Genomic DNA, 20,956 nt, shown 5'->3' with positions numbered 1-20,956 from the left:
ATATAAGAATTATTTTATGCAAGGGGGGAGCGAAGTATGGTATCTGTACCGAAAGCCTTACGAAGTTTGAAAAACTTCGTAAGGCTTGATTAATCGTTAAGCAAATCTATTTTTTCGCGGCCTCGTCCAGGCAATTCTGCAATATGCTGGCGAAAATCTTATCATTTGGCGCTTTAAATATGGTATTATGGCTACCGGGTATTTTGTGAACATTTACACCTTTTAAGGCGTAAGGTTTCCAGCCCATGTATTCAAAATCATCCAGGTAAAAGGTGCGGTCTTCGGCACGGAATACTTCTACAGCAATATCATACGGCTTCAATTGGTAATTCTTTTCCGCAAGGATATTCATTTCGTCTATCTTGTTCGAGTAGCCAAAAAAGCCTTCCTGTTTTTCGTCATTAGCCAGTTTCCACAGCGTTTGGGTTAATCGTCTTTTTACGCCCGTCGCGTTTTGAACAATGGTATGGCTAACTCCTTCTTTGAAAGTAAGGTTGTATGTTAGCTTACGCATAAAAAATTTGCCCCGTTTGTAATACTGAATCGGTAGTGGATCAAAATACGGCGAGCGGTAGGCATACGTATCAAACATCGCCAGCATTTTTACCTGTTTACCCATGGCCTCAAATTGCTTAGCCATTTCAAAAGCGATAATCCCCCCGAAAGAATATCCTGCAAGCGCGTACGGCCCTGTTGGGTTTTGCGCCATGATAGATGCGTTGTAATGGGCCGCGATATCGCGCAGGTTGTCAAGTGGCTCATCTATACCGTTTAAACCTTTAGCCTGCAAGCCGTAAACCGGCTGGTCATCGTCCATGTTCATAGCAAGGGCATTAAACAGTAATACGTTTAATCCCGCACCGTGTACGATGTATATCGGCATTTTAGCACCCTGCGGTTTAATAGGTACCAATGAGTCCCAAACAATTGATTTGCCGTCCATTTCCAGCATTAACGCGAGTTTTTCTACAGTTGAGTTTTCAAACAGTGCAGCGAGCGGCAAACGTTTGCCGGTTAGTTTTTCTATACGGGTCATTACCTGTACAGCAATCAGCGAATGGCCGCCCAGCTCAAAAAAGTTATCGTAAATACCAATATTCTTGATCTCCAAAAACTCCGACCATATATCGGCCACCAGTTTTTCTACATCCGTACGTGGTGCAATAAACAGGTTAATGCTTTCGGCAAGCTTGGTGTTTTGATTGGTTAAAGCCTTTTTATCTATTTTACCGTTTGGCGTTAATGGCATGGCCGGTATAATGATAAAATCATCTGGTACCATATAATCTGGTAGTAATGATCTTAACTCTGCCCGCCAGCCTTTAATTTGCGCGCTATCGGTTTCGCCCTGGTAGCCGTCTTTAATTACGATGAAGGCAACCAGTTTATCAACGCCGTATTTATCAGGGCGGGCAATAACTACAGCTTCTTTTACATTGTATTGGTTTATCAGGTGGTATTCAATTTCACCGGCCTCAATACGGTAACCACGAATTTTAATCTGCGAATCTATCCTTCCTAAACATTCAATCTCACCATCGGCCATAAACCTGCCCATATCACCAGTACGGTACATCTTAGCGCCGTGAACGTTTGAAAATGGATCGGGTACAAACTTTTCAATAGTTAGTACCGGTTGATTGAGATAGCCTTTGGCAACGCCATCACCACCAATGTAAATTTCGCCCTCTACACCAACAGGTAACGGGTTTTGGAAATTATCTAAAATGTAAATTGAAGTATTATCTATCGGCCGACCAACGGTAATCAGTTCGTCGTTGGCTTTGATCTCTTTAATGGTCGACCAGATGGTGGTTTCAGTCGGGCCATACACATTCCAAAGGCTTGCGGCTTGTTGTACCACGCGTTCGGCTAATTCTTTAGGTAAAGCTTCGCCGCCGCATAATACTTTTAAAGGTGTGGAACTATCCCAGCCTGCTTCAAGCATAATTCGCCAGGTGTAAGGGGTAGCCTGCATTATGGTTATACCCTCGGCTTTAACAATATCCAGTAAGGCCCTGCCATCTTTCGCGGTATCGCTATCGGCAATAACTACCTGGGCGCCGCTGATTAAGGGCAAAAACAACTCCAGGCCCGAAATATCAAAACTGATAGTTGTTACCGCTAATAACTTGTCGGCAGCTGTAACACCAGGTACTTTTTGCATGCTATACAAAAAGTTAATGAGGCTGCTGTGGCTTATTTGTACACCTTTAGGGTTACCTGTTGAGCCGGAGGTGTACAGGATGTAAACAAGATCGTCACCGGTTAATGTAACGGCGGGATCAGTAGCAGGGAATTGATCTAAGGATGCCCAGGCATCTTCCAATACAATTTCTTTGGCATTTGACAGATACCTGCTTTTGTATTTTTTGGAAGCGATAAGTACTGCCGCCGCCGAATCACTCAACATATAATTGATGCGTCCTAACGGGAACTGCGGATCGAGCGGTATATACGTTGCCCCGGTTTTCATAATGCCCAGCATCACGGCTACCATTTCGGCCGAACGGTCAATAGCAAAAGCCACCTTGTCGCCTTTTTTTACGCCCTGGTTAATCAGCATAGCTGCAAACTGGTTTGCCTTGCTGTCAAGCTGCTGGTAGGTTAGGGGATTTAAACCAAATTTTACGGCAACATTGTCGCCAAATTGGGCAACATGATGACTAATAACCTGGTGTAAAGGTTGGTTTTTATTATAAGTAGCCCCGGTGTTGTTCCACATATTAAGCTGGCTGATAAGCGCGCTTGTATTTTTTAAAGGAATGTTGCCCAACAAAGTATCAGGGTCGGCAACAAGCTGCCTTAATAAAAATTCAAACTCGGCCATCATGTTACTGATGGTTGAGTGTTGAAAAAGCTGCGTGTTGAACGACCACTCCAATATCAGGGCATCACCGCGCCCAGAAATGTTTACAAAAATCTCGAAGTTTTCATATTCCCTTGGATTGCTGTGCAAATGATGCTTTAAGCCGTAAAAGGCCACATCATCATCCATACCCATGTCAATATTAAACATCACCGGCACCAGCGGAATCCTTGAGGCATCGCGCGGAATACTCAGTTTTTTTAGCAGGCTGCCAAAGGTGTATAACTGATGATCATAAGAATCCAGTATGGCCGAATTTCTGATCTTTAAATAGTTGCGGAAAGTTTGATCGGCTTTAGGCTTGCTGCGTAAAGCTAACAGGTTCACGCAGTGACCAACCAGCCTGAACGTACCGGTTGCAGATTGCCCTGCGGCAGGCAACCCCAATATCACTTCATCCTGACCCGTTAAGCGCTGTAAAAATACCTCAAAAGCGGCTACGAGCGTGGTAACAAAGCTTGTCCCATTGGTTTTGCCTAATTTTTTTAAATCGAGTGTAAGCGCAGGATCTAAATTAAAATCATCGCGATGACTTTTAAACGTGCGAACCGAAGGGCGGGGCAAATCGGGCGGCAGGTTTACGTAATGGCCACTTCCTTTAAATTCATTGATCCAGTATTTTTCGGTCTCTTTAAATTCGGTAGTTTGCTCGTAAGCCAGTTGTTCGGCGGCATAATCGCTAAACAGGGGGGCATCCGGCAATTTGACCGCTTCGTTTTTTACATATGCAGAATAAAATGTGCTCAAGTCCTGCATCATGATGCCTATTGACCAGCCATCGCAAATGATGTGGTGCGCTACTAACGTCAGCAGGTGTTCCTGTTCGCCAAGTTTCATCAGGCTTGCTTTAAAAAGCGGGCCGTTAACTAAATCAAAAGGGGTTAAGGCTACTACTTTATTAAAATTGCTGATAAATAACTGTTGATCTTCTGCCGATTGTTGTGATAAATCCTGGTAATCTACATCAATTTGCAGGTTGGTGTAAATGCAGGTGTACTTACCATCGGCACTAAAGCACGAGCGCAGGGCCTGGTGGCGGTTGCCAAGGTCTTGTAAGGCGCTGGTCATGGCGCTACGATCAAACGTTCCGCTCAGCAGGAGCGAGAATGATTCATTGTAGGCACAGTTAGCACCATCGCCGCCAATAAGGCACGATGTCCAGATCTCCAGCTGCGATTCCGTAGCCGGAGCGACCATTTGCAGTTCGGGCCCGGCGAAAGGGTCAAAATCAACCGGGGTAGTATTGTATGTGTGTAAGGTATCCAAAATTTAGTTACTGCTTGTTTTTACCTGTAAAAATTTGCCGGGGTTATTGTCATCACTAACAAACCACCCGGGGTTGCCGTCTTTATCACGGCCCAATTTAGCACCCGGAACAGGAGGAGACGCAGGCAGAGCTATTGGTGTATTATCGGTTTTCTGAGGTTTTTCAGTTGGCATGAAGCCCGACTCGATTAACTCATCAACACTTTCTTTAAATGCTTTAATGATAAGGTCTATCTCATCATCGGTATGCGCCGCGGTTACAAAGCAAGGGAACAAATCCCATATGTGGATACCTTTGTAACGCATCAATGTAAATAATAACTCGCCATAAGCCAGCTCATATTTAAACTTGATTTTCCATAGTGACCCGAAAGACGGTGAATACAACGGAATACCGGTCTCCTCGCAATACGTGTTTATGGCATCGCTTAAGCGTTTGGTACGTGCATTCAATTCTTCCTGTAATGCGGGGCCACGTTCTTTCATGTAAAGCAGGGTAGCCTTACCTGCAGCCAAAGCTAAAGGATGGCGCACAAAAGTACCTGCAAAATAAGTTACACCTGCCTCTGGTTGCGAGTCATCGCCATATTGCCAGGTGCCGCCGTCAAGCGCGTCCATGTATTTTTTGATGCCGGCAATGGCACCAATAGGCATACCGCCGCCGATAACTTTACCATAAGTACCCAAATCGGCTTTGATGCCAAACATGGCCTGCGCGCCGCCTGGGTGCATTCTGAAACCCGAAATTACTTCGTCAAAAATCAACACTGTTTCAGATTTTTGGGTGATCTCCCTCAGTTTTTTCAGGAACATTACCGGCTGAAACTCCGGTCGCCTGCTTTGTACCGGCTCAACCAATACGGCAGCAAATTCATGCGCGCGCTCGGCAATTATTTTAAGTGTTTCTTCAGTGCCGTAATCCAGTATGAGCATATTTTGCACAACCTCGGGCATAATGCCCGGCGCTGCCGGAACGGTTTTTAATTTTTTGGTACCGCGAACAATAACCTCATCATTAATACCATGGTATGATCCGCTGAAGGCTACAATGGTTGACCTGCCGGTTACCGTACGCGCAATACGCATAGCCCCTAAAACCGCTTCTGAGCCGGTGTTGCAAACTGCCGCGCGGTCAAAATTGGTAAACTCACAAATTAGTTTACAAACATCACCAGCCAATTCATGCTGCGGACCTATTTCATAACCTTTTTCTACCTGTTCAAGTACCGCTTTTTTAAGTATATCAACCTGGTAGCCTAAAAAGTTTGAGCCAAATCCATTTAGCGCATCAACATATTCATTACCGTCGATATCCCAAACGTGACTCCCTTTTGATTTGTTGACAACTAAGGGATAAACAACCTCCTTAGTTAACGGACGGAAACCGCTTACCACCCGCGGATCGGCCATGTAGGGGCGATCTTTTTGGGTTTGGGCTTTACTGCCTTTGGTTTTGGCATTGTATTTTATGGTCAAATCGTCTAAGAAGGTGGTCTGTTTTTCGTCTAACTCTAAAGTTTGTTTTTCAATTCGGGCGGTAGCGCCAAATGGTTTCTTTAGTTCGATCTGCTCTTCAGCCGTTAACTCCAATCCCTGGTGATCTGCCTTTACCGGGGTAATAGCCGGTGACACGGCATTATAATGAACAGGAGGGGCTTGCTGTACTTGTGAGCCACCGCTCTGTATCAGGGATAGTTGATTACTTAGTAATTGAAGTTGTTGCGATATGATATTGATCATTTGATCACTGCCAGTACCGCCAGCATAAGATGAACTTACAGGAGCTGTAAACAACGACGGCTGAAAAGCCGTTGCCACAGGCGCTGGTGAGGCTGCCTCAGGTTTCAATACATCTGCGGGCAGGCTGGCATCTAAATACCCTGCCAAGGAAACAAGGCTGTTATACTCTTCAAATAATTTCCTAAAGGTTATGGGAACATTAAACTGTTTTTTAAGATTGGTGGCTATCTGTGTTAATGATAACGAATCAAAACCTATTTCGATAAAGTTTATCCCTGTGCCTGCCGCGTCAATTTCAATGCCCGATGCATCTTCAAATATTGCCCTTAGTTTATCAATTAACAGATCTTTTCTCGTTTGCATACTTATAATTTCTGGTTGTGTTGCAGCATCGCTGGCAATGGTTTCAACAGTATTGTTAGTTACAGCCGGTTCAAGCCAGTAGCGTTGATGGTCAAAGGCGTATGTAGGCAAATCAATCCTTTTACGTTGTTGCCCCTTATAAACGTTTAGCCATACCGGTTCAACGCCATTTAACCATAGCATACCGAGTGCCTTTAATACGTGGTAATACTCACCATTAGTTTCGTTTTTTTCAAATCCCGATATAACAGTAACATTCCTATCGGCAATATGTTGTCTGGTTAAAGTGGCTAATATATTTCCAGGGCCGGCTTCCAAATAAAGCCTGCCTTGGTCTTCCTGTAAGGTATCCAAAGCGTTGGCAAACCGAACCGTTTTACGCAGGTGTTGCGACCAGTAAGTAGGGTCTGTAGCTTCGGCACCGCTCATCCAGTTACCGGTAACGGTAGATACGATAGGTTTAACAGGAATATTTAATTTTATCGATCTTACTATCTCCTCAAATTCGCCTACAATACCATCCATCATGGCCGAGTGGAAGGCATGGCTGGTTAACAAGGGGCGGCTTGGAATGCCTTCGGCAGATAATTGTTCGGCAAATGAATTAATAACGCTGGTTGGCCCGGCAACTACGCATAATTTACGGGTGTTAATTGCTGCTATGGATAGTTTGGCCGGTAACATGGTTTCCAGTTTCGCCGCGTCGAGGCGTACAGATAACATGCTGCCTGGTTCAACACTGTTTACCAAACGGGCCCTTTCTGAAATTAGTGTTACAGCATCGGTAAGGCTAAATACACCTGCCAAATGCGCGGCAACAAATTCGCCAATACTATGCCCGGTTAATACCTGCGGTTCAATACCGTAGCTCATCCATAGTTTGGCCATAGCATACTCTAAAATGAATATGGCAGGCTGGGCATATAGGGTTTGTTTTATTTTTTCTGTCGATGCAGGATCGGCTACTTTAGGGTAAATGATATTCAAAAGATTTTCATGCACGGTACCCTTTAGCAGGCTGATACATTCATTAACCGCCGCGGCAAAAACAGGCTCTGTTTGGTAAAGTTCCAAACCCATACCCGCGTATTGTGAGCCCTGGCCCGGAAACATAAATACAACCTCCGATGCGTTAGCGGTCAGGTTTTTTGATGCAGATGGATCTGTTTCAGGCGTATTTAACTTAGTTAACAGCGCTTCATTATCGGCTGCTATAACAAACCTGCGTTGGTTAAAATCAGCTCGGGTGGTTTGTAGTGTGTAAGCTACATCGGCTGTGTTTGCAGTTTTATTTTGGTTGATGAAAGCGCCCAGTTTCTGAGCGTAATTATTCAAACTGGTTTCGGTTTTGGCCGACCATGTTATCAGCTTTAACGGCTTACTTTCAGCTTCAACAGCCGGGGCAACTTCAAACTCCTCCAATACCACATGCACATTGGTACCGCCCACACCAAACGAGCTTACGCCGGCACGGCGAATGCCATCGATATTCCAATTAGCCAGTTTATCATTAACATAAAATGGACTATCAGTAATGGCGATGTTAGGGTTAATCTGGTTATAAAATAGCGAGGGCGGAATTTGCCTGTTGCGCATAGCCAAGGCAGTTTTGATCAATCCGGCCACGCCGGATGCGGCGGTTAAATGGCCCATATTGCTCTTAACAGAGCCAATAGCGCAAAACTGTTTTTTATCCTGTAAGCCAAAAGCAAGGCTCAAACCTTCAATTTCTATAGGGTCGCCCAATGGGGTGGCAGTGCCGTGGGCTTCCACGTAGCTGATGCTCGATGCCTCAACTCCGGCGTCGTCAATAGCCATAGCTATAGCACCGGCCTGGCCAATGGCGCTTGGGCCGCTAAAACTACTTTTGGCAGCACCATCGTTGTTTATACCAACGCCTTTAATTACAGCATAAATGGTGTCCCCATCACGTTTGGCATCTTCTAATGATTTTAACAATACCACGCCCGCGCCATCGCTGAATACAGTACCGGTTGCTTGGGCATCAAAGGTGCGGGTATGGCCATCGATACTCATGATGGAGCCTTCCTCGTAAAAATGGCCGCTGTTCACCGGCGAGGTAACAGATGCAGCGCCCGCGATAGCTACACTGCATTGTCCATTGCGGATGCTGCTCACCGCTTGAGCCACTGCTAACAACGAGGTAGAACAAGCCGCGTAAACGGCCACAGCCGGTCCTTCCAAATTTAACTGGAAGGCTGTGCGGGTGGCTATATAATCCTTTTCATTTAAAAGCCTTACCTGGAAATGCCCGGTACGCTCTACAATTTCGGGATTGGTGAGCACATTATTGTTGTAATAAGTATTGTAACCGCAACCTGCAAAAACGCCCACCAGACCGCTGTACTTTTGCGGCAGGTAACCTGTTTTTTCCAGCACTTCCCAGGCTATCTCTAAAAAGACGCGCTGCTGCGGGTCCATCAGTTCGGCATTGCGTGGGTTAAAGCCGAAAAAACCAGCGTCAAACTGATCGGCTCCATCAATAATGCCCCTTGCTTTTACATAGTAAGGATCATTTTTAACATTCGCCGGTATGGATTTATCTATTTCATCGGCTGTAAAAAATGTAGTGGCCTCTTTACCATCACTCAATAACTGCCAAAATTCATCAATGGTGTTTGCGCCCGGGAAACGGCCTGCCATGCCAATAATGGCAATGTCCTGGTTAGCTGTGTTATCTTTGTTTTTTTTGACTGAAAGGAGCGGGGCTGCTTTGTTTGATCCGCTTAAAAAGTTAACCAATCCGCTAATAGTTGGATATTGGTATAACTTGGTTATCGGCACATCTAAATTTAAATCCTGTTTTAAGGTGGCAACTGTTTTTAAAGCCAGCAATGAATTACCGCCAAGTAAGAAAAAGTCATCGTCAATCCCGATTTTTTCTATCTGCAACAACGCCGACCAAATGGCTGTAATGTTTTTCTCTATCCGGGTGGCTGGCGCTTTGTATAAAGTAGCCAATTGGGGTCTTTCCAAACCTGGACTTGGGAGGGCTTTTCTATCAACCTTGCCGCTGGTGGTTTTAGGTAGTTTCTTTAACCAAACGTAGGCGGAAGGCAGCATAAAATCGGGCAGTTGCTGCTCCAGGCTTTTACGTACCGTGGCTGTATTTTGCTCATCAGACGAGGAAACTAAATAAGCCAGTAACCTTTTCTGCCCGGCAGCATCTTCGCGGGCAATTACTATGGCCTGCTGGATGTTTTCTAACTGGTTCAGCAAAACTTCAATTTCGCCCAACTCCACCCGGTTGCCACGAATTTTTACCTGGGTATCCTTACGGCCAAGGTACTCAATATTGCCATCGGGCAGGTAACGGGCCAAATCTCCGGTACGGTATATACGGGTGGTTTTATCTTCGGTTTCCTTGTAGGTGGTAAATTTTTCAGCAGTAAGCCCGGGTTTGTTCAAATAGCCGTTGGCCAGGCTAATACCGGCAACGCAAAGTTCACCGGTTTCACCATAGGGTAGGACTTTAAGATTTTCATCGAGTATGATAATCTCCGTTTGGCTTATTGGGATACCGATGGTTGGTAACGCTGGCCATAATGCGGCATCGCCGCTTAACTTAAGCTCGGTTACTACGTGCGTTTCTGTTGGTCCGTATTGGTTATACAAAACAGCATCTGGTAAGGCCTTAAAAAACGCTATGATTTGCGGGGTAACTTTTAGCTGTTCGCCGGCGGTCATTACCTCCTGTAGGCAAGCCGGGATATGTTTGTTGGCAATGGCAGCCTCGGTTAAATATTGCAACACCACAAAAGGCAAAAAGATGCGGTTGATGGATTGATCTTCAATATAATCCAATAGCTTAACCGGGTCAATACGTAATTCTTCCTCAATCAACACCAAGGTACCACCTGTTGATAGTGTGGCAAAAACCTCCTGGAACGATACATCAAAAGTTAAAGGCGCGAATTGTAGGGTGTTGGTGCCGGCTTGCGCTATGGATTTTTCTTTTTGCCACAGCAGCAGGTTAACCAACGCGGCATGACCCATCACAACACCTTTAGGGGTACCTGTTGAGCCGGATGTATAAAGCACATAAGCTCCATCGGGTTTGTTTGCCGGTGATGGTGTTTCTGATTGGGCATAAGTTTGATCCGACAGCACAAGATTTACGGGCAGCGATTCAAAAAAAACTTTTTGACCTTCGGTAACCAGGCAAATGTCAATGCCCGAATCGGAGATGATCTGTTCAAGCCTGTCTTTAGGATAATCCGCATCAAGCGGCAAATAAGCTTTGCCGGCTTTAAGGATAGCAAGTACACTAACTATGGTTTCAATTTTGCGTAGCGCACTTACACCAACTATGTTTGATTGTGGAGATTGTTTTAAAATATGGGCTGCCAGGCTATCGGCCTGCCGGTTTAACTCGCTGTAAGTGAGCTGCCGGTTGCCGTAAATGACGGCTGCAACATCGGGTGTTATCCGCGCCTGCTGCTCAAATAACTGGTGGACATACGTGGTACTATTGATACCTTCTTCAACTACACTTCCGGTATTAATATTCATTAAGTTTGATGAGGTTAGCTATGGTTCTACTGGCCTGATTATTATTGTAACAGGGGTATTTAAAATAATTTTGCAGGTTATTTTAACCAGTGGAAGATAGCAATTTATTTATATTACTATTCGGTTTAAATGCAATTTCATTGCTTTAATGGCAATATTGTTACATGTTAATTATACGTCAATATTGCCAGCTAAGTTATGTTAAATGTTTAAACTAATATTTTATTTACGCGGTTTGCCTGCGTTGTGCTTTTTCCCAAACAGCGCTTTGTGTTGTGGTAAAATACCTGATGATGCCCGCTAAAACCGCGTAATTCATTACGCAAAAGTAATAGGGGATAAACAGCGCCTTAATGCGTAACTGTCGTTTTTCCATCACATAACCCAAAAAGGCCAACAGGTAAAAAAATACTTGCGCGGCTAACAAAGCCTGCCATCCGGTGGCTCCCGGTTCAAGGGCTATAGCTATGTTTAATACGAAGGAAAGGATTAGCAAGAACGGGGTAACCGTCCACCTTAAAACACGATGGCTGATGTATTGAAACGATAAAATTGGGTAGGGGAAAGGGTTAAACAGGCTTTTTAATCTTAATATAGATTGAATGCCGCCCGCCGCTATTCTTATCTTGCGTTTCAATTCCTCGGTTACGTTTTCTGATGCCGTTTCAGTGGCATAAGCTTCCGGTTCGTAAATAATGCGGTAACCTTTTTCGGCTATCAGCATCGAAATCATAAAATCATCCAGCACTGTGTCGGAATGAACCGGCAGATACAATGAGCGCCTCACGCTAAATAACTCACCCGCGGCACCCACTACCGAATATAGTTCTGAGTCCCATTTTTTTAATGCCGACTCATACTTCCAGTAAAAACCTTCGCCGGCGGCGCTGGCGTCGGCGTTTTCGTCAATATGTACGCGTTTTTCGCCTGCTACGGCACCAACGGTTGGGTCGGCATAGTGGCGGCAAATTTTGATCAGCGCGTCTTTATTCAAAAAAGTATTGGCATCGGTAAATACCACGGCATCGGTAGTTACATAGTCCATAGCGCGATGTACAGCGGCAATTTTACCGGCACGTTCGGGTTTATGCATCAGTTCTATCTGCGGATATTCGGCAATGATATCAGGCGTATTATCCGAGGAACCATCGGTAATAAAAAGCAATTTTAATTTGCCGGTCGGGTAGTTTAACTTAAGGGTATTCTCAATCTTCTCTCGCATAAAGTACGACTCATTGTAAGCCGCGACTACCAACGTACAGGTGGGCAGAGTATCCAAGTCTTCGATAACAGCTTTTTTAGGGCCACGCACAGCTCTTTTTATCTTGATGATAAAATAAAGTAGTATGCCATACCCTGCAAAGGTGTAAAAAACAATAATGAGGCTAAGTAATAAAATGATCTTCATTTATATAGTTTTTATAGGGTAACCTAAATCTGTACTGTTTTTGGCGTGGGTAAAATTCCACCATACGGCTTTAAAAAGCATAGGTATAAAGCTGGAGTTTTTCTCTTTGATGTGCCTCAGGGTATCGCGTGGTACAACCAATAGCAAAAAATAAAAATAGAAAAACAACTTCTTGAAAAACGGCGCGTTGCGGCGGGTAAACAAAATGCGGTTGCGGGTCATAAAGTAAACTTTTAATCCGCTTTTTTTTCCTACCGATACCGATTCTTTATGGTATATCAACGCTTCGGTATTCACCCAGGCTTTGTACCCGGCGCGGAGGATATGTTCGCACCAGTCTACTTCCTCGTAGTATAGAAAAAAGTTTTCGGCCATTAACCCTGCTTTATCAATAGCTTCCTTTTTTATCATCATACAGGCACCGTGGCAATAGGCCGTAGGGCCGGTGATATGATCAAACTGCCCTTCGTCTTTTTGCCTTAAACCAATACAACTGTTTGCGCAGGTATAGTAATTCATGGGGGTATACCCGGCGTATTGGATAAGGTCTTTGTTGCTATAGTACTTGATCATCGGCGAAATCATGCCTACATCCGGGTGGGTATCCAAAATATCAGCAAGCTTTTGTACCAACCCTTCAGTAAATTCAGTATCGTTGTTAACTAAAAAAAGGTAATCGCCGGTGGCCTCTTTAATACCCAGATTATTGCCGCCTGCAAAACCCAGATTAACTTCCGAGCGGATAAATTTAATATCGGGATATTTTGTTTGCCAGGTGGGTACGGGGTTTTCTTTACTGGCATTATCAACCACAATGATTTCCAGCGCGGCATAAGTGTTAGTTAGCGCTATCGATGACAGCAACTCCTCGGTAATAACCGGCTGGTTAAAGTTTACGGTAACAACAGATACCTTTTTCATTTATGCTGATAATGTGATGGTGCTTTTGTACGTATAAACACCATGGAATGTTAAAGTTTAAAACCTTACTGTGTTATTTTCTGAAACCGTTTTTTGATAGTTAAAAACGGTTTTTCGTATCCATAGTATGATAATGAGCCAACTCCTATAGATCCTAAAATGATAGCACTGTAAATTATAATGTTTTCAATAATTAAACTACCGGCCGGCAGGTACAGGTGTACCAGGTATAATACCAAAAACAGCACAAATTTGTGCAGCAGGTAAACACTGTATGATATTTGACCAATAAAATTAAGGTACTTGTGGTTTAACGAATAAATGGTGTTTTCGGCCTCGCAAAGGTTTACGATAAGCAGCGACGCCAAAGCGGATATCACCACATCACCGTGGGGGATATCAAAACAAAGGTAAAATATCAGGAAGATCAAAAATGCGTTGAGTAGAATATACTGCGATGCTTTTTTAAAAATAGCATCAAACAGGCGCTGAAACCTGAATTTAAACTGTGGGTGTTTGGTATTGTGGTAAATAAGACCAATAACGGCACCTATCATCATGTTATCAAAGCGGGAGTAATACAGCAGCATGTGTATAACCTGGTAGCTGGTGTGTTTAGCCATTGTTTGCTCAATCACAAACTGAAAAACGTAAATACATGCTATGAAGATGAGTAAGGCATTTAAAATTTTCCGGTTGCTTTTTATCCTGAAAAAATGCGGATGAAAAATATAAAACTGTTCCTCAGTACCTATCGACCATATGGGGTCAAATATGGCGGGCAGCAATTGCAATACAAAGGCCAGGTTGGGTAAAAACAATACCGATAACCAAAAGGCCTTGCTGCCCCCGCCAAATACCGAAAAACCAAAGAAAACTACCAGGAAGTACAGCGGCCATATGCGTAACAACCTGCGCATATAAAAGCCTTTAAAGTTGATGGTGGTAAAGTTTCTTTTTTCTTCGAGTAGCAGGTAAGTGATCAAAAAACCACTTAAAGAAAAAAAGATGGTTACACCGGCTTTGCCAAAGTTTAATAAATCGGTATCGGGAATGCGCCGTATTTTAAAAATTACCTTATGAAGTTCAATGTGCGATACCACAACCATAAGCGCCGCCAACGCCCTTACACCATTTAAATTGGGGAAGAAAACCTTTGCCTTTTTACTTACAGAAACTTCATTTATTGGTGTATCCAACATTTATCCAATTTTATCAACGCTAAAACAATTATTCCTAAAAGCTATTAACTTGTACGTAAGTATTAGCCTTTAGATACCTTGTCTAAACATTTCTGCAACACAACGGCAAATTCCTTATCATTTGGTGGTGCAAATATGGTGTTATGTTCGCCCGGGATTTCATGAACATGAACGCCTTTTTTGGCAAAAGGTGTCCAGCCTAAAAACTCAAAGTCGGCCATGTAAAAAGTGCGCTTTTTTGCCCTGAACAATTCAATGGCTATGTTTAACGGCGTAATCACATAATTGCGAAGCGCTTTCTCGCTTGCCTCATCAATTTCATTGTCGTAAGCAAAAAAGCCTTCTTTCTTCTGGTCCTTACCGGGAGCCAGTTTCCAGAATAGTTTAATTATTCTGCGTTTCAGAATCAGGCTTTTGTACTCGATGGTACGTTTAGGGTCTTCTGCAAGCAATACAAACGTGTGGCCTATCTGCTTTAGCAACAGTACGCCTTTATTGATGGCACGTTTCATAGCCGGATCATGCGCGGTAGATAGATCGGCATAAGTATCAAACATGGCCAGCATTTTTACTTCCTTACCTGCTGCCATCAATTGTTTAGCCATTTCGTAAGCAATGATACCGCCTAACGAATAACCCGCCAGCGCGTAAGGGCCATCGGGGTTTTTAGCCACAATTTCGGCTATGTAATTGGCTGCAATTTCTTCCATTACATCTAAAGGCTCATCAATACCGTTAAGCCCTTTGGCCTGTAAGCCATAAACCGGCTGATCTGCATCCATATTCATGGCCAGGGCGTTAAACAGCAATACGTTTAAGCCCGCGCCGTGTACAATATATAGTGGCATTTTACTGCCTGTTGGTTTAATAGGTACTAATGATTCCCAGGTAATAGATGCCGGGTCGATATCCAACCTTGCGGCCAGTTTTTCGATGGTGGCATGCTCAAACAACGTAGCCAATGGCAAACGTTTACCGGTTTCTTTTTCAATACGGGCCATAATTTGCACAGCCACTAATGACCGGCCACCCAGTTCAAAAAAGTTATCGCCAATGCTGATGCTTTTAATGCCCATCAACTCCTGCCAAATTTCGGCAACCAGTTTTTCGTTTTCGGTACGTGGGGCAATAAAGTCGCCGGTACGTTTTATATCACCGTAATCTGGTTTAGGGAGTGCTTTACGGTCAATTTTGCCGTTAGGCGTAATCGGAATTACCTCCATCAACACAAAATCATCCGGTACCATATACTCGGGCAGTACATCAAGCAAGCCTTTTTGCCATGCCTCAAATTGCGCTTTCAGGGTGGCTTCTGGTATGGTTTCGTTAACTATCACATAAGCTACCAGCCGTGGGTTACCGGGTACATCTTCACGCGCTATAACAACGGCTTGTTTTACATTTTCCTGCTTTAGCAGGTTTTGTTCAATTTCTTCCAGCTCAATGCGGTAACCGCGCACCTTTACCTGGTGATCTATACGGCCAAGACAAACAATCTCTCCATCCTCACGTATCTTGCCCAAATCGCCGGTGCGGTACATTTTGCTGCCTTCCACACCCGAGAAGATATCGTCTACAAAACGCTCATTGGTTAATTCTAAACGGTTTAAGTAGCCTTTGGCAACCCCATCGCCGCCAATGTAAATTTCGCCAATGGTACCATCGGTAAAATTGTTCAATTTTTCATCCAATATATAAACCTGGGTATTATCTACCGGTTTACCAATAGTGATATCGGTATCGTTGGTGATCAGTTTCACTGTCGACCATACCGTAGTTTCGGTAGGGCCATACATGTTCCACAATTGCGAGCTGCGGGCAATTAATTTATTGATCAAATCTTTTGGCAGGGCTTCGCCGCCACAAAGTATTTTTAAAGGCAGTTTTTGGTCCCAGCCGGCTTCAAGCATTACACGCCAGGTGTAAGGAGTAGCCTGCATTACCGTAATTTGCTGTGCCAAACAAAGGTCAATCAACGCGCGACCGTCCTTCGCGGTTATCGCATCGGTTACAATCAATTTAGCGCCGGTTAACAGTGGTAAAAACAATTCCAAACCGGCAATATCAAATGATATGGTGGTTACGGCTAATAAGTTATCGGCAGGGGTAAGGCCCGGCTCTTTAGCCATGCTCAACAAAAAGTTAACCAGGTTATGGTGTTTAATCTGTACGCCTTTTGGTTTACCGGTTGAGCCTGATGTAAACAATACATAAGCCAGATCGGTGCCGGTTACAATGGTGTCCGGTTCATCGGCGCTGTAGCTGTCAAATTTATCAAGGGCATCTTCAATTAAAACTTCCTGGGCTACAGAGGTGAAATGGCCTTTGAATTTTTGTGACGTAAGCAGGATTTTAGCTGCCGAATCTTCCATCATAAACTCAACCCTATCTTTTGGATATTCGGGATCAAGCGGTACGTAGGCGGCACCGGTTTTTAGGATAGCCAGCAATGAGATGACCATTTCTGGCGAGCGATCAAGGGCAAGACCAATGATATCGCCGGTTTTTATATTATAGGTTAGTAAATGCCTGGCCAGTTTATTGGCGGCCTCATTTACATTTTTAAAAGTAAGTGAACGTTCTTCAAATACCAGCGCAGTTTTATCAGGATTATTAAATGCCTGCTCTGCAATAAGATGATGTAGCGCTTTATCTTTTGGATAATCAACCGCTGTATTGTTTAGCTGGCTTAAACCATTAGTTTTTTCAAAAGTATCCATATCTGGGGTATTTTATAAAGCTATTTATATTAACAATTGAGGCGCTAATTCATTTTAATTATTCCCGATTTCGGCAAATATCCCAAAGGATAAAATCTGCATTTTCACTACATACGCGTTAAGCGGCGTTATGGTCGTGCGGGGTATGAATAAATTTTTTATTGGCACCTTTTAATTTAAACAGTAATAACAACATGGTAAAAAATATCATTGGCACTTTAAGCGCCGCGCTAAGCAGCTTGCCGTTAAAGTACGCTGCCGGTATAGCAACAACAATACCAATGTAGCAGCATAATGTTGCGCCTAACCATAACTGCCATGACGGGCCAACGCCGGCGGGCAGCAAAAAAGCAATTAGCAGCATAAACGGCATTAAACCCAACATCAGTACCCTTGGCAATATCGACATTTGGTATATCTCGTTAAAATAATCAAAATTGCCCTTCATAAATAATTCACCAAAGCCGCTCATGCCGTATTTGCGCAGTAAATTAAACTGTGCGGATAACCATCTTTTACGCTGTTTTTTAAATACTTCGGGGTTACTTACTTTTTCATCAAGCACCAAAGCTTTTTCGGCATAGGCAACATGTATTTTCTGGCGGGTTAAAATTAATCCCATTTCTTTATCAAAACCACCTACAGCGTCAATTTGGCCCATTGTACGTTTAAATAGCTGGTATTCAAGGGCCATACCAGAGCCAATAATAGCAGCCGAAAAGTTGAACACCCGTTGTGCTTTTCTAAAAATGTGGTTGTTAATCTCTTCGCTAATGGCATCTAAAACAGCTACATTGGTATTAATGTTTTTGGCAATGCGGTGTCCTTGCACTACTTTTTCGCCGGCTTGCAGGTAATTATTGATATGATACAGGTAATCATCGGCAGCAACGTTGTCAATATCATAAACAACGGCGGCGTCAAAACCTTCGGCGGTATTTTCAATTGCCTTGTTTAAGGCCTTTGATTTGGTGCTGTTTTCAAAAAAAACTTCAACTACCTGTAGCGGCATCTGCCGTAGTTTTTCAAGCGTTTCGGGCTTTAGGGAGTCGGCAATAATACAAACGTGGAATTTGTCTTTAGGATAATCAAGCGTTAAAGCGGCCGCGGCGGAGTTCAATAAAATTTCATCTTCTTTGTAAGCGCAAATGTAAATTACAAATTTGCTAAGCTGTGTGGCTATCGGCGGGTACTTTATGGGAACTATTTTCCCCAATACCGAAAACACAAACAGGTACACGCAGTAAATGCCAAGATAGATGAATGCCGCGCTCATTATTACCGAAGCAATAAATTTAATGATCTCCATAGTTTAGTATCTGATTAAGTCTTTTTACTGTGTTTACAACCCTAAAGTTGTATTTATAGTTAATTAGTTATTAACCTTTGTATCTAAATTTAATGCCAAAAGGCTTTCAATTTCTTCAATACGATGCTCCCATGTATTTTCGGCAGCTACAGCCAGTCTTTTTTGCTGTAATTGGGGCGTGTCATTTAACGCCTGGTTAATGGCTGTAGAAAATTCGGCAGCGTTTGTACTATACGCAACTGTATCACCGGTAAAGTCTTTCAAGTCGGAGTTAAAGTCTGTAGATACCACTGGCCTGCCCGATCCTAAGTATTCAAATAATTTTAACGGGAATATGGAGCTGCTTACCTCATCCTTTTTAAACGGAATAACAGCAACATCAAATCCTTTTAAAACTGCCGGCATCTGGTCATAAGGTACAGCGCCTTTTACATAAGCATTGGGGTTTTTAAACACCGGCATTTCTACATAATCAATATCAACCGGACCGATAAAAACAAAGCTTTTATCCCTGTTTTGCGCCAGTACTTCGGTAAGTAAATCATAGTCAATGCGACGCTCGATGTTACCAAAATATCCTATTACCGGTTTGGGAATGCCCGAAAGTATTTCGGCCACGGGTAACGCCGGGTTCAGCGCTTTTTGACTATGCGCTATATTGGCCGCGTTTGGTATAAAATGCGAATTGCTGTTTAGCTTCTTTTTGTTGTTGCGCAGTTCTTTGCTGGTACAAATAATGAGGTCGACACTCTTCACCACAATATCTTCAGAGATTAAACCGTGTTTGGTTTGATAAGCCTCTATCAGCGGGTCTACACAATGATATACCGTTAGTAAAGGGCTGATAAGTTTATGAAAGTTGGGGTAAGTGTAATTATAGGAGTTTATATAAATGTAATCTTTGATATCCAGTTGTTCGATTACTTTTTTTAATCGCCAGGCAACTATCAACTCATTAAACCTTACAGCAGCGCGATATATTTTGCCTTCGGGCAGCCCGTTGATGGATGGTACCGGTGGCGATATAATGATCTTCAGGTTTGGGATATCCGTTTGAATGATGCTGTTTTTGGGCGAGAAGAAATGCGGCTTCCTGATCTTAAACTCCGGCGTATCTTTAAACTTGATGTAGTCTTTCCAGGTAAAGGGCCTATCAACATAGTATACGTTGTTATGTTTGGCCAGGTGTTTGGCCATGGTGTAGTTTGTTGATTCCAGCCGGCCATCAAACTGCATCTGCGAAAATATAATGATGTTACGGTTTTTAAGCTCCATATTAACTTTGCTCTGCCTCTTTTTTCCTGATCTTTTTAAACAACATGCCAATTAACTCTATCAATTCAAGATAACCGAGGTAAAATATATCCTTAACAGAAAAATTTAAATGTTTTTTAAGCGCCCAGTAACCAAATATCGCCCCCGAAAAGAAAGTGAATATTGATGCGATAGCAACACCGTATAAGCTGTGGAAAATGAAGATACCGGCAAAATCGCCTGCTACGTTTACCGATAGCATGATGAAAACCTTTATCATATTCAAATGCGGTTTACCAATGATATCCAGGGTGATGCCAAAAAACCTATCTATAGGCAGCAGCATTACAAAACACATAAAAATGCGGAAGATGTTGCCCGCGTCTGAGTGCTTATAATCGCCACCAAATAAAATTCCTATAATAATATCGGCCAGTAAAAATGATACTATAGCCACCGGGATAAGCGCCATGGTTAACATCCCGGCATATTTTTTCATGATGTACGATACGTACTTTTTATCATCGCGGTTAACCGCTGCCGACATTACCGGTAAGGCCGTAGCGATAAAAGCCCTTAACGGAATTTCAAAAATTTCCATTAAGCGCTGTGGTATGTAATAAACAGGCAATAGGGCCGATGGAAACATCATTTTAATGATAAAAGTATCTGAACTGCGCAGCAGGTATGAGCTGATAGAGGTGCCCACGCTAAACTTACCAAAATGAGCCAGTTGCTTAATTGATTCCCAGCTTTTGCTGCCAATGGTTTTTATACGCGACCAGCCCAGTGCCGTGGTGATAATGCTGCTCACTACATTATTAATAAAATAGCAATAAATTACGTTTTGAAAGTTTGCTATATGTAGCACGATGATAATCAGGATGGAGATAAAAAACCCTCCCTGGTTTATCAGCTGCACCATGAAAAGTTTATCAAACCGTTCTTCGGCCTGTAAAATCCAACCGGCAATGGCCGTGGGTAGGGTAGAAAGGAATATGATGCTGAACCATTTTAATATGATGAACATATTGGGGTTGGTGCCAAAATAAAACAGGTAAACACCCGCGTTGGCAATGGCAAACGTAAATATGATCATGAGCCCTACATACCAGGCAGATCCTGCTATATTGGCCGACCGCTCGGTATCAGTACCAGCATAATACTTAATAAGCGACGTTTGCAAAAAACCGGTACGGAAGGTATCGGCAAGTGTAAATATCACCAGGAAAAAAATGTAATCGCCAAAATCTGGCTTGGTCAAATAGCGGGCCATCAGGGCAAGGATAGCCATCCCCAAAACAGGCATAATGGCGTTACTCGCTAAAGAAAGGGTATGCTTGTTAATTAGTTTTTTAAAAAAACTCATGT

General features: G+C 43.3%; 9 protein-coding genes. All 9 read right to left on the bottom strand.

Annotation, left to right across the window (positions count from 1 at the left end):
• Positions 1–106 precede the first annotated feature (106 nt).
• Positions 107–4,135, bottom strand: a complete 4,029-nt coding sequence (locus QWZ17_RS02850) for a non-ribosomal peptide synthetase (RefSeq protein ID WP_290303389.1) — start codon at positions 4,133–4,135, stop codon at positions 107–109.
• Positions 4,136–4,138: 3 nt separating this feature from the next.
• Positions 4,139–10,771: a polyketide synthase gene (locus tag QWZ17_RS02845; RefSeq protein WP_290303388.1), complete on the bottom strand. Its 6,633-nt coding sequence runs from the start codon at positions 10,769–10,771 to the stop codon at positions 4,139–4,141.
• A 226-nt stretch (positions 10,772–10,997) separates the two neighbouring features.
• Positions 10,998–12,179 carry a glycosyltransferase family 2 protein gene (locus QWZ17_RS02840; RefSeq protein ID WP_290303387.1) on the bottom strand — a complete coding sequence of 394 codons (1,182 nt, stop codon included), beginning with the start codon at positions 12,177–12,179 and terminating at the stop codon, positions 10,998–11,000.
• Positions 12,180–13,100, bottom strand: coding sequence for a glycosyltransferase family 2 protein (locus QWZ17_RS02835; RefSeq protein ID WP_290303386.1), 921 nt, complete (start codon positions 13,098–13,100; stop codon positions 12,180–12,182).
• Positions 13,101–13,165: 65 nt separating this feature from the next.
• The gene (locus QWZ17_RS02830; protein ID WP_290303385.1) at positions 13,166–14,302 is read right to left on the bottom strand and encodes an acyltransferase family protein; all 1,137 of its coding nucleotides are present in this window, start codon (positions 14,300–14,302) and stop codon (positions 13,166–13,168) included.
• Positions 14,303–14,364: 62 nt separating this feature from the next.
• On the bottom strand, positions 14,365–17,022 hold the full coding sequence (locus tag QWZ17_RS02825; RefSeq protein WP_290303384.1) for a non-ribosomal peptide synthetase: 2,658 nt from the start codon (positions 17,020–17,022) through the stop codon (positions 14,365–14,367).
• A gap of 118 nt (positions 17,023–17,140) precedes the next feature.
• On the bottom strand, positions 17,141–18,331 hold the full coding sequence (locus QWZ17_RS02820) for a glycosyltransferase family 2 protein (protein ID WP_290303383.1): 1,191 nt from the start codon (positions 18,329–18,331) through the stop codon (positions 17,141–17,143).
• A gap of 63 nt (positions 18,332–18,394) precedes the next feature.
• A complete protein-coding gene (locus tag QWZ17_RS02815; protein WP_290303382.1) occupies positions 18,395–19,606 on the bottom strand; it encodes a glycosyltransferase in 1,212 nt (403 codons plus the stop codon).
• A gap of 1 nt (position 19,607) precedes the next feature.
• The gene (locus QWZ17_RS02810) at positions 19,608–20,954 is read right to left on the bottom strand and encodes an oligosaccharide flippase family protein (RefSeq protein ID WP_290303381.1); all 1,347 of its coding nucleotides are present in this window, start codon (positions 20,952–20,954) and stop codon (positions 19,608–19,610) included.
• Positions 20,955–20,956: the final 2 nt, after the last annotated feature.

Source organism: Mucilaginibacter flavus, from assembly GCF_030409315.1.
Lineage (GTDB): Bacteria > Bacteroidota > Bacteroidia > Sphingobacteriales > Sphingobacteriaceae > Mucilaginibacter > Mucilaginibacter flavus.
Note: the sequence above shows the minus strand (reverse complement) of the source record. Positions and strands in the feature narration are given on the sequence as shown.